Below are 11,684 nucleotides of genomic sequence, written 5' to 3' on the forward strand. Positions count from 1 at the left end.
ATCGAAAACGAGATCGCCTCGGGAATCAACGCCAGCGCGACCACCAGCCCGGCCAGCACCTCGGTCTTCAGCCGCGCCGGGGAGCGCAACGCGGCCCACACCGAGGTGCTCGGGTCACCGGCTTCACGCACGGTCGCGGCAGTGGGTTGGGCAGAAGAAGTCACAACAGGTTTCCGTTCAGGGCGCAGCACCAACGGGTGCCAACGAGTGGGAGTCACACGAACCGGAACGCGACATTCGCGCTGGCGCGGGCTGACCAGCATCCGGTGCCGTAGACAGCGTCGGCTGCCCTGGGGAATCTACCGTTCCCGCAGCGTCGGGCGCACCTTTCGTGGCCTGGCTCACCAGCCCGTAGCAGCAGTGGATCCGCGGCCGGCAGCGGCGGGGATGACGCGGCAACGAGCGGGTCGACACGATCGGGTCGCCCGCGCATGAGGCCAGCGGGCGGCGCGATTCTGGAGACTCCGACGCAGCCGCGGAAGTAGTCTGGGGGTCATCGACGGTGTGGAGGACCGGCGTGCTGGACGGCCATGGGGGAACCTAAATGCACAAGCTTGCGGCGCCGCTGATCGCGGCAATCACGGCAGCGACTGCACTGGCGCTGACGGCACCGGCGGCTGCCGACCCAGACCCCTACATCCCCAACGGCGCCGCCGACTGGTGTCCAGGTGGGCAACACCCGGGCAACGGTGGGCAGAAGTACTGCTTGGGCTTGGCCTTCCCCAGCGGAGCTTTCTACGCCCAGACCGGAGGCTACGGCCCAGGCGGCCCGTTCGGGCCCTGGGCCTGGCGCAGCGGGGCAATCTGCAGCGCCTGGGTGGAAGGCCAGATTCAGCACGGCATCCCGTACGGCGGAGCGCCCGACTGCGGCGGCGGACCGCAGTACATCAACTGACACCACCCGTCGTCCGGCAGATTCGCGGCGTCTTCGGCCTATGCCATTGCCCAGCTGGCTACCATCGGCCCATGACATGGGTGCGGGGGATGGTGATCGCGGCATGCGCCGCGCTGGTGCTGACGTCCTGTTCGAGCGATGACGGATCGCGCAGCGCGCGAGACGGCACCACCACGATCACCAAATCGGTGCCGACCATGCTGATCCTGGACGCGTCGGGCTCGATGACCGAGAACGACGCCCCCGGTCCGCGCATCGACGCCGCCAAGGCCGCCGCGCACGGGTTGATCGACGCGCTGCCCGATGACTCGACGATCGGCCTGGAAACCTACGGCACCTCAACGGGTTCGGCCGACGAGGACAAGCCTGCGGGTTGCCGGGACGTCACCGTGCTGCAGCCGCTGGCGACGCTGGACCGCGCGGTGGTGGCCGAGGCCATCGACGCCATCGTCCCGTCCGGGTACACACCGATCAGCCTGGCGTTGCAGGTCGCGGCCGAGCAGCTGCCCACCGACGGTTCCGAGCAGGCCATCGTGCTGGTCTCCGACGGCGAGGACAAATGTGACATCCCGCCGTGTGAGACGGCCGCCGCGCTCAAGGAGGCGCACCCGGGGCTGACCATCTCCACGGTCGGTTTCAAGCTCGACGGGCCCGCCGCTGACCAGCTGCGCTGCATCGCCGACAGCGCCGGCGGGCTGTTCGTGCACGCCGACAACGCCAACCAACTCGCCGCCCGGCTGTTGGCCACCCAGGACCTGGAGGCCGCCGAGAGCGCGCTGGGCTCCAACGGCCGCGGCGGCATCGCCGTGGGTATGGGCATCGACGAAATCCGGGACCTGGAACCGGATTTCCCGCGCGTGGTCACCGATCTGGAAACCACGGTCAGCTGGCGCGACTGCGACTACCGGTTCAAGGGCCGGATTCTGCAGGAGATCAGCCCGCACGACGGCGGCCGCACCATCGACGGGGTGGCGCCCGGTTCTCCGCTCAGCGAGGCCACCGATCTCTACGGTGAACCGGTCGACGTTCAGGTCAGTGGCGACTCGGGCACCGTGATCTACACCGCGGACCCGAACACCGGTACCGGCTTCAAGATGGACGTCGAGGGTTACTCCGATTCCGGTGGCCAGGCCTCGGGAACCATCACCGGTATCACCTTGTGCATCTGCGGTCCACCCGGCAGCGCCGATCCGGTCCGGCCCGCCGACGTCGACGAGAACACCGTCCTCAACATGACCTTCCCGGCCGGCACCTGTGGTACCGACGAGAGGGGCTGGAAGAACACCGAGCCGATCACCGTGGTCGACGGCAAGGGTGAAGCACACACTCCTTCAGGCGAATTCGCCGGTGCGTCGATCACGGATCCGAAGCTGATCGGTTGGCTCGATCCCGACGGGGATGGCACCGAAGACGCCGTCGTCAGCTTCACCTGCTTTGGCTCGACGTTCGACATGTGCTGCGCCGGACGCTCCTCGATGATGATGTTCGTCGGCATCTACGACTTCTCCACGCGGGAAGCGCCTCGTGCGGTTGTGGGGACGATCATGCCCGGGCAGTCTCCGGTGCGGGGCGAGACCTACGGTGCGGGCCGCTACTTCGACGCGGTCCGAGTCGAGGGGTCGACGATCGTCACCAACGAGAAGCTGATCTACGCCGACAGTTTCTCGAGCGGAGACCTCGACCATGATCTGGACGCGGTCATCGAAGTCACCTACGAGTTCCGCGACGGTGAGGTGATCGCCACCGAACGCGTCATCGGCTGACGCTGCGTCAGCGCTGCCGTTCGAGCCGAAAGTGCACCGCCCGACTGCCGTCACGACCGACCGGCATGGTCCGCTCCAGCACCGCACGGGCCTGCTCGACCGGTGACGTGTCGGGATCGAGGACGCTCAGATACTGCTCGTGGGCAGCGAAGGACTCCACCGCGACGTCGAAGAAACCGTCGACGGTTTCGGCGTGCGTTCCGTCTCCGGCGGCAACGCAGAACAGCCAGCGCGGCGGCTCGGGCAGGCTGTCGTAGGCGGCCTGGACTGCGGCGGCGAACTCGATGTGATCGCTCTGGTTCGGTACGCCCGGCGCCCAGTGCGTCTCGCCGTAGACGGTGATCACCACGTCTGGTTTCAGCGCGGTGAAGGTTTCGGCGATCTGGGCGCGTAGCGCCTCGTCGTTGCGGATGCTGCTGTCGGGGAACTCCCAGAACTCCAAATCCTGCACCCCGACCAGGTCGGCTGCGCGGCGCTGCTCGGCTTCGCGCAGCGGGCCGGCCTCTTCCGGCGGCATTCCGGCGATACCCACCTCGCCGCGGCAGCCCAGGATGTAGCGCACCTGCTTGCCTGCCGTGGTCCATTTCGCGACCGCGGCCGCGGCGTACTCCGGGTCATCCGGGTGCGGCATGATGACCAGCGCGCTGCGCCAGTCGGTGGGGAAAACGGAACTCATGGCGTGCCAGCCTTTCCTCGGTGGTGCAGATGTCGCAATGCCTCCCGCGACTCCGCCGCATACCCAGTCAACCAGGCGCATACTCAGCCAGGTGACACCGCTGAAGCGCTACATCGCCGAAGAGATCGCCACCGACCACCTCGAGGGCCTGCTGTCCCGGCGCGAAGCGATGCGTCGGCTGGGGCTGCTCGGCATCGGCGCGGCCGCTGCCACCGCGCTGATCACGGCCTGCGGTCAGGACAAACCGGTCGCCGACGCGCCGGTGACGTCGAGTGAGCCGGTCACTGTCAGCGCACCGCCACCCGGTGCGGACACCGCGCTGCCCACCGAACCGATCAGCTGGGCCGGCCCGCACGGCGAACTGCAGGGCGCCTGGGCCGAGGCCGCCGAACCCCGCGGCGGTGTCCTCGTGATTCACGAGAACAAGGGCCTCAACGACTGGACCCGCTCGGTGGCCGGCCGGTTCGCCGGCATCGGCTACTCGGCGCTGGCCATCGATCTGCTCTCCGAGCGCGGCGGCACCGCGACGTTCGCGGATCCGGCTGCGGCCACCGCGGCGCTGGGTGAGATCCCGGAGGAGCGGTCGCTGGCCAACCTGCAGTCCGGGATCGCCGAACTGCAGCGCCGGGTGCCGGCCCGCAAGCTCGCCGCGGTCGGGTTCTGCATGGGCGGCGGGTTCATTTGGCGGCTGCTCGACGTGGGCGTCCCGCAGTTGGCCGCGGCTATCCCATTTTACGGGCCGACCCCGGACGACCCGGATTTCGCCGGCTCCAAAGACGTTGCCGTGCTGGGTTTCTACGGCGCGCTGGATCAGCGGGTCAACGTCACCGAACCGACGGCGCGGGCCGCGCTGGAGAAGGCCGGCCTGGTACATGAGCTGGTCACCGAACCGGACGCCAACCACGCGTTCTTCAACGACACCAACCCGGACCGGTATGACCCGGCCGCCGCCGACGACGCCTGGCGACGGGTGCAGGACTGGTTGACCCGTCACGTGGGCTGAGAGGTTCTCCGCGGGCCTCGTTGACCCCCGCGTCGGCATAGGCAACACTCGTTTGTCGTGGCGACCGATGGCTGGGCCCAGTTGGCGGCTGGAATGCAGGCAGCCGGTGCCCAACTCGATGAACTGCTTGCCGACGCCGACCCTCGAGACCAGCAAGACGGCCGTCGCGCGTTGTTGCGAGCATTGAACAACCGACTGGCCCGCATTGAGAACGACGGCGGCCCAGCGGAATTGGCGCCATTCAACGGGTGGCGGGAAAAGTTCTTCATGGACAACCCGAACTACCGCTACTGGATCAGCGACCTTCGCGGCGACGGAACCTACGAGATCAGCGGCAACGTCGGGGACTCGGTCTACCAGTCCATCACCGTCTACGCCGGCTCGAACATCGCGACCGCCAAAGCGGTGGCGCGCGTCGACTCCGACGGACTCGACGTCGACGAAGCCGGGAACTTCACCCTGACATTGGCCCGAAACTCCGCGGGGCTGTCCTTGCCTGCGGATGCGTCTTCGGTTTGGGTGCGCTACATCCACGACCAGGTAATGCCACAGCTCCCCGGCCAGTGTCGAATCGAAACACTCGACACCGCTTCGAGCGCACCCGGTCCGGACCGCCTGGACCGCGACCTCGCGCAACTGGGGCAATTCCTCGGCCAGCTACCCGGGCTGTTCGGTCTGGCCACCGCCGCCGAGCGCGAGCAGCCCAACACCGTGCGGCACTGGTCGGCGATGGCCGGGGGAGCGGCGTTCACCGAACCGGGTATTCACTACCTGCGCGGCGGCTGGCAGCTCGAACCCGACCAGGTACTGCTGATCGACGGTGTCGTGCCGGACTGCCGGAACTGGAACATCGTGCTGTACAACAGGTTCCTGAACTCCCTGGACTACCGCAGCCACCTCAGCACGCACACCGGCGCCACCGCGACCGTGCGCGACGGCCGCTACCGCTTCGTGCTGGCAGCCCGCGACCCGCAGCTGCGCGACCATGACTGGCTCGACACCCAAGGCCGCAGCTTCGGGTTGTTCGTGCTGCGCTTCCTGCAACCGGCGGCCGAACCCGAGTTGCCGGTCGTGACCGTGCAGGCGATCCGATGACCTGGCAGCCCCCGGCGCGCACCGCCGAAGCTCAGGCCATTCACGCCGCCGCCGAACACGACCGCACCGCGCGGCCCGAGCGCTACCGCTTCGACGCCGACGCCGTCGTCACCCGCGCCGTCCGGCAAGCCGGACTGAACACCGAATGGTTCAGTCCCGATTGGGAACCCGGCCTGCACGCGTTCCTGGGCTCGGCCGAACAGGACGGGCGGCTGAACGCGGTCGGGGTCCGGATGGCGCTGAGTTCAGCCAGCGGCAGGCTGGCCGCCGGAGCGCAGATCGCCCGCTACCGCGACGAACACCCCGGCGTCACCCAGCGCGAGATCGCGCCGCCGATCGTCATCATCGGCGGCTGGCGCACCGGCACCACGTTCCTGTTCCGGCTGTTGGGCACCGACCCGCGACTGCATGCGCCGCTGCCGTGCGAGCTGGCCGCGCCCTGGCGCTGCACCGACGCGCCACATCCCGAAATCACCGAGGCCGCAACGGGATTGCTGCACACCCTGACCCCGGAGATGGCGGCGATTCACCCGTCGGGCCCGACGCTGCCGGAAGAATGCGTGCTGGGCATGGGCACCGACCTACGCAACTGGGGCTTCACGTCGATGATGCGGCTGCCGTCGTACGCGACCTGGCTGGCCGATCAGGACCTGGCCGCCAGCTACCTGCGCTACCGCGACGGTCTGCAACTGCTCTCAGCAGTGCGCGACGGCCGCCGCTTCGTGCTCAAGGCACCAGCGCACACCGCCGAACTCGACCACCTCACTGCGGCATTCCCGGGAGCGGTGATCGTGCAGATCCACCGCGACATCGTGGAAACCCTGACCTCCGGGGCCGGCCTGTTCGCGGTGTACCGCAGCACCTACAGCGACGACGTCGACGCACAAGAGGTCGGCCGCTACCAACTGGACCAGAGCGAACTGTGGCTGCGCCGGGCAACCCAATTCCGTGCCGGCGACCAGCAGCACGGCGCTACCTTCGTCGACCTGGACTACCGGGACCTGATCTCGGATACCGCCGGTTGTCTGGAAACGGTCTACGCCGCGGCCGGTATGACACTGCCGCCCAACCCGGATGAGTTCGTCAAGCGCTACCACGCCGCACACCCGCGCCAGCCCGCCGGCACGCACCGCTATTCACCGCAGGACTTCGGAATGGAGCCCGAGGCCGTGCGGACCCGGTTCGCATTCCTGGCACGGCGGTAGCGAGACGCGCGGAGCAGCGCATCGGACACTGCAGGGGCGGGGTTGAGGCACCCGGCGCAACCGCACCCCCCGCGGTCACTCCGTCTCCTCGATCGTCGGCTCCCCCCGATTCGGCGATCGCTGTGCCTCCTCACCCGCCCCGGCTCACCTATCGTCCATTCGGACGAGCCGGGAATCAGCCCCCGTCCACACCCATTCGGACCGCAGTCGGGCATGACGACCCAAATTCCAGGCTCTCTAGGCAAGATCTTGCTCGACATCGCAGAATGTTCGGGTGCACAAGCAGTCCCGAATATTGGTGGCGTCCCCGCTGGGCAAGGTCGTCGTTCCCATCCTGGCCACGGCGTTTCCGGAAGCGACGGTCAAGGTCGCGGTCGACGAGGACGCGGTGCGGCGCGAGGTCACGGGCCGGGTCCGGTTCGACGTCGTGATCGCCGACTTGGTGTGGAACAACCCTGATCTGGAGTTCCGGTTCGACGGCCTCGACGTCATCGATATCCTGCGCGACGCGGACCGGCTCGCTCCCGTCGTGATCGCCGCCCAGGGTCATCGCATGGAGCACGACCACCTCGACGAGGCCCATCTACGCCCCGAGGTCGCGTACGTGATCCACAAGTCTTCGGGCCCCGCGGACCTGCCGACGGTGATTCGCAACGCCGCCGTCGGCAAGCGCGACGCCCGCAACGCGGGCAGGCCGGCGAAACCGCCCCTCTACGACCTGTTCCAGGGACGTAAAGGCCAGACCGCGGGACGACTGGCCGGCGCGATCGCGTCGGGTCGTGCGTCCGACGGTGCGAGTCTGGCGGCGGCCGCCGGCGTTGCCGTCAACACCGCGACCAAGGTCGCCACCCATTATCTCGGCCCGATCATCACGCAGCGGGGTGAGCACGATCCTGAGCTGCCGCTGACTTTGGCGGCCGTGTACCGCTGGTGCGGTCTGCACGCGAGCTATCTCGTGAGCTGGTGCCGACGAAACGGCCACGGCTCGGTCATCGGCGCAGCCAAACCATGATCGTCGCGATGGTGCGCGCAGTCGGGTCGTCATGCGGTGAGCATGAAAAAACCCGGCCCCAGTAGGGCCGGGTGGTATGACGCCATTATGCAGCGCCTGCTGCGCGTGAGCAATTCCTTTTCCTCGCCGGGGATGTCACCACGGCGTTGGTTTCTGCACCCCGGTCACCCCTTGACCATTTTTAAGGTAGTAGGCACTATCTAACCGTTGAGATAGTCGTCACTATCCAAAGTGGGCAAGGAGGTGTGCAGGTGGGCCAGCTCATCATGCTCGGCACGCTGTTCGGGTTGATCGTGTTGATCGTCGGATTGGTCTGGTACTTCGATCCCGAAGCGCGCGGACCCAAGGGCGGGCAGGAGCAGCGGTGAACGCCGACATCGCGCTGTCACTCAAATTCGGCATCGTCTTCGCCTACGTCGGTGGGCTGTCCTTCCTGTTCGCTGGCATTTACCTGAGCTGGCGGCAACGGCGCCCGCACGCGCTGCTGCTGTTGTCGCTGTCGGCGCTGTCGTTCTCCTGGGTCGAAGCCCCCTACGACTGGGCGGTGTACGCCCAGTTCCCGCCCGGCCTGCCCCGGATGCCGGACTGGTGGCCGATGAACATGACCTACGGCGGGCTGCCCGCGCAGGTGCCGATCGGCTACATCTCCTACTTCGTGCTGCCGGCGATCATCGGTGCGGCGGTTGGCAAACGGGTGGTGGCCAAGTTCAACTGGCGCCGTCCGCAGACCCTGCTGGCCGTCGGTTTCGCCGTCGGTTTCACCTGGGCGTTCTGCTTCAACGCGCTGTTCGGTGCCCGATTGGGGAACTTCTACTACGGCTACGTGATCGAGGGCCTGGCCATCTCGGAGGGCACCAAGTATCAGTACCCGATCTATGACTCGATCGCGATGGGCATCCAGATGATGACCTTCACCTACCTGCTGGCTCGCACGGATGACCAGGGCCGCAACATGTTCGAGATCTGGGCCGCCAAGCTGTCGAAGACCAAGTTGCAGGCCTGGTTCGTCGCGATCGTCTCGGCCATCTTGATCGGCCACGCGCTGTACCTGTCGGTGTTCGCACCGCATCTGGTGACCAAGCTGGGCGGCTGGATGAACGTCGGGCCCACCGAGCAGTTGTATCCGGGGATACCGAACCAACCGCTGCACGGCGGGATCGGCCCGCAGTCCTAACGCTCTATTTGGCGGTTTCCTCGCCGTCATCGGCCGGCGCAGCGGCGGGAGCCGGCGACGACGGCGACGTGCTCACGGCAGCGGGTGGGCGGGCGGACGGCGCGTTCGCGGGCCGAGCCGCCGGCGGTTGCGGCCGGCTGCGCCGGGTCAGCGCCCGCACCAGCAGATAGAGCAGTCCGCCGGCCACCGCCAGGGCGGCCAGCCACGGCAGCAGCAAGCCGAAGGTCAGCATCGCGTAATTGGCCGCCGACACCAATGTCTCCCAGCCGCGCTGCAATTGGCCGAGGAACCCGCGGTGCGCGGCCGGGCTGGCCACCCGGGTGGAAGTGACCTCGACGTCGATCGAGCTGTACTCGATCCGGTTGCCCAGGGCGGTGCGCTGCGCGCGCAAGCTGTCCAAGTCTGCTTGCCGTTCAGCCAAAGCGTCCTCGGCCTGGATCAGCGCCTCCGGATCACGCGCGTCGCGCATGATCGCCAGCAACCGATCCACCGAAGTCTGCAGCGCGGTGATCCGAGCGTCCAGATCGACGCGCTGCTGGGTGACATCCTCGCTGCTGATCTTCAGGTTGTGCACCGTCCCCAGCCCGCGCAGCCCGGTGATCACGGCGCCGAGCTCTGCCGCGGGCACCTGCAGCCGCAGCGAGACCCGAGTCGGCCCGGATTCCGAGCCGCCACTTTCGCTGCGGTTGTCCACCCGGCCACGGGCGGTCTCGGCGAGTTCGACCGCCCGGTCCGCCGCGTCGCCGGCGTCGTCGACGGCCAACGTCAACGAGGCGGTCTTGACGACGTCGCGCTGCTCGTCGGGCACGGTCGGGCTCTGCGGCGCGTTCGGCGTGCCCTGCGGAGCCAGCTCGGTCATCGGGGCCGCTGGGACCGCATCTTGGCTGGCGGACTCAGAACCGGAACAGGCGGTCAGCCCGAGCAGCAAGGCCGCGACGGCAAACGCCGACGTCAAACGGTGCGTAGAACGGGACCGAAGTGGAGTGGCCATGGAATCACGGTACCGGCGCCGGGCGGCCCGACCAGGCACCAAAGCGGCGCCGCCGGGGCGGGCAGCGGCCGAAATTTCCCGGTATCCGGCCCGGTGCGCCGCGCCCGGGTGGAGCTCGCCGACTATGTTTGGCCCATGATGGTCCGTCGATTCAGCGTGGGGGTGCGCTAGGTGCTGTCCCCCGGGGCCATGATTGCGGGCTACAAAGTCGTGCGGGTGATCGGCACCGGCGGGATGGGCGTGGTGTATCTGGTCGACAACCCGGAGCTGCCGCGCCGCGACGCCCTGAAGGTGCTCAACGCCGAGTTCTGTCGCGACGAGGCGTTCCGCAAACGGTTCACCCGCGAGGCCGATGTCGCCTCGGTGCTCGACCATCCCAACATCGTTTCGATCTACCGGCGCGGCACCACCGAGGACGGACTGCTGTGGATCGCGATGCAGTTTGTCGACGGCACCGATGCCGAGGCGGCGCTGCGCGCGGGCCAGATGACCGCCGGGCGTGCCGTGCACATCATCACCGAGGTGGCCAAGGCGCTCGACCACGCGCACGCCCGCAACGTGGTGCACCGCGACGTCAAACCGGCCAACTTCCTGCTGTCCGGTCCGGTCGGCCCCAACGAGCGAGTTCTGTTGGCGGACTTCGGGATTGCCCGCGCGCTCGACGACGCCGGCATCACCGCGGCCGGGTCGGTGACCGCCACGCTGGCCTACGCCGCCCCGGAGATCCTCACCGGAGGCCGCGCCGACGCGCGCAGCGACATCTACTCGCTGGGCTGCGCGCTGTTCCGGCTGCTGTCCGGCAAGGCGCCGTACGCCAGCGCGCGCACCGCTGCGGCGTTGATGACGGCGCACATCCAGTCCCCGCCGCCCCGGCTGACCGTGGAAGCCCCGCAACTGCCGCCCGCAATGGACGCGGTGATCGCCAAGGCGATGGCCAAGGACCCCGCTCAGCGTTTCCGCACCGCCAGCGAGTTCGCCCAGGCCGCGGCCGCAGCGCTGCGCGGCGGCTATCCCCGCCCGGCGCAGCCACAGCAGCAGTGGCCGCCGAGCCGGCCGGCCTACCCGCCCCGCCAACAGCAGTTCGCCCCTGCACCCCAACGCCCGGTGCCACAATGGCCCGCGTCGCAGCCACAGCAGCGGCTGCACCAGCCGCCGTCGCAGCCGCATTACCCGGGCGCGCCGCCGTCGTCTTCCGGCTCGCCGGGTAAGCGCCGCGCCATAGTGATCGGCGCGGTGGCCACGGTGATCATGTTGGTGGCTGCGGTCAGCATCGCGGTGGCGATGAACTCCGGTTCGGACGCCGAGACCGCCCCGACCACCACGACCACCACGACCGCACCGCCGGCACCGCTGGTGGAAACCGCGGCGCTGCAGGGCTTCTTGTTGCCGGCCAATCAGCTGGCCAACCTGGTCGGCAGCAGTGAGCTGGTCAGCACCGAGAGCACCCCGCACCTGTCCGACGACGCGGCACTGGTGACGCAGGGCAGGGAGTGTTTGGGCCCGTGGGTGCCGTCGCAGCGCGAGGTGTATGCCGGTACCGGGTGGACTGCGGTGCACCAGGAGTTGCTGCGCAACGCCGGGGAGGGCCCGCTGACGCACAGCGTCACGCAGTTGGTGGTGCTGTTCCCCGACGTCGAGGGCACCGACAAGGTGCTCGATGAGCAGAAAGCGGTCTGGGAGAAGTGCGCCGGCCAGGTCGTGACCGCCAAGATGCCCAACGGCGAGATCCTCACCTATACGTTGGGTGCCCCGGAGACCGACGACGGCATCACCTCGATGCTGGAGATGCGCGAAGGCGGCGGCGGGTGGGGCTGTGGCCGGGCGATAACGGCCCGCAACAACGTGATGGTCGACGTCATGACCTGCCGCG

At 68.4% G+C, this 11,684-nt stretch carries 10 protein-coding genes; 8 read left to right on the top strand and 2 right to left on the bottom strand.

Features of this window, described 5'->3' with window-relative positions; all coding sequences use genetic code 11:
* The first annotated feature begins 544 nt into the window (after positions 1 to 544).
* Positions 545 to 895, top strand: a complete 351-nt coding sequence (locus AC5Y3P_RS21860; RefSeq protein ID WP_500048034.1) for a hypothetical protein — start codon at positions 545 to 547, stop codon at positions 893 to 895.
* Positions 896 to 966: 71 nt separating this feature from the next.
* The gene (locus AC5Y3P_RS21865) at positions 967 to 2,658 is read left to right on the top strand and encodes a vWA domain-containing protein (RefSeq protein WP_500048035.1); all 1,692 of its coding nucleotides are present in this window, start codon (positions 967 to 969) and stop codon (positions 2,656 to 2,658) included.
* 7 nt (positions 2,659 to 2,665) lie between these two features.
* Here AC5Y3P_RS21865 and AC5Y3P_RS21870 read toward each other — a convergent pair whose 3' ends face one another.
* Positions 2,666 to 3,334 (bottom strand): PIG-L deacetylase family protein, encoded by a 669-nt coding sequence (locus tag AC5Y3P_RS21870; RefSeq protein WP_500048036.1) that lies wholly within the window; start codon positions 3,332 to 3,334, stop codon positions 2,666 to 2,668.
* A gap of 91 nt (positions 3,335 to 3,425) precedes the next feature.
* Between AC5Y3P_RS21870 and AC5Y3P_RS21875 the strand changes: the two genes are divergently transcribed.
* From AC5Y3P_RS21875 to AC5Y3P_RS21895, 5 genes are all read left to right on the top strand, one after another.
* Entirely contained in the window at positions 3,426 to 4,337 is a 912-nt protein-coding gene (locus AC5Y3P_RS21875; protein WP_500048037.1) for a dienelactone hydrolase family protein, read from the top strand.
* Positions 4,338 to 4,394: 57 nt separating this feature from the next.
* A complete protein-coding gene (locus AC5Y3P_RS21880; RefSeq protein WP_500048038.1) occupies positions 4,395 to 5,432 on the top strand; it encodes a DUF1214 domain-containing protein in 1,038 nt (345 codons plus the stop codon).
* Positions 5,429 to 6,637: a sulfotransferase family protein gene (locus AC5Y3P_RS21885; RefSeq protein WP_500048039.1), complete on the top strand. Its 1,209-nt coding sequence runs from the start codon at positions 5,429 to 5,431 to the stop codon at positions 6,635 to 6,637. Before AC5Y3P_RS21880 ends, AC5Y3P_RS21885 begins: the two co-directional genes overlap by 4 nt.
* 274 nt (positions 6,638 to 6,911) lie before the next feature.
* Positions 6,912 to 7,649, top strand: coding sequence for an MSMEG_1198 family transcriptional regulator (locus AC5Y3P_RS21890; RefSeq protein WP_500048040.1), 738 nt, complete (start codon positions 6,912 to 6,914; stop codon positions 7,647 to 7,649).
* 364 nt (positions 7,650 to 8,013) lie between these two features.
* A complete protein-coding gene (locus AC5Y3P_RS21895; protein WP_500048042.1) occupies positions 8,014 to 8,823 on the top strand; it encodes a spirocyclase AveC family protein in 810 nt (269 codons plus the stop codon).
* Between the two features lie 4 nt (positions 8,824 to 8,827).
* On the opposite strand, the gene AC5Y3P_RS21900 is transcribed toward AC5Y3P_RS21895, so the two are convergent.
* A complete protein-coding gene (locus AC5Y3P_RS21900; protein WP_500048043.1) occupies positions 8,828 to 9,682 on the bottom strand; it encodes a DUF4349 domain-containing protein in 855 nt (284 codons plus the stop codon).
* A 303-nt stretch (positions 9,683 to 9,985) separates the two neighbouring features.
* Between AC5Y3P_RS21900 and AC5Y3P_RS21905 the strand changes: the two genes are divergently transcribed.
* Positions 9,986 to 11,684 (top strand): serine/threonine-protein kinase PknH/PknJ (locus AC5Y3P_RS21905; protein WP_500048044.1); only part of this gene is annotated, 1,699 nt, incomplete at its 3' end.

This window comes from Mycobacterium sp. NGS45 (genome assembly GCF_059812645.1).

Excerpts from the sequence above, each read along its gene's own strand:
- AC5Y3P_RS21900 (WP_500048043.1), bottom strand. The coding sequence starts at position 9,682 with ATGACCGAGCTGGCTCCGCAGGGCACGCCGAACGCGCCGCAGAGCCCG.
- AC5Y3P_RS21885 (WP_500048039.1), top strand. The coding sequence starts at position 5,429 with ATGACCTGGCAGCCCCCGGCGCGCACCGCCGAAGCTCAGGCCATTCAC.
- AC5Y3P_RS21870 (WP_500048036.1), bottom strand. The coding sequence starts at position 3,334 with ATGAGTTCCGTTTTCCCCACCGACTGGCGCAGCGCGCTGGTCATCATG.
- AC5Y3P_RS21860 (WP_500048034.1), top strand. The coding sequence starts at position 545 with ATGCACAAGCTTGCGGCGCCGCTGATCGCGGCAATCACGGCAGCGACT.
- AC5Y3P_RS21865 (WP_500048035.1), top strand. The coding sequence starts at position 967 with ATGACATGGGTGCGGGGGATGGTGATCGCGGCATGCGCCGCGCTGGTG.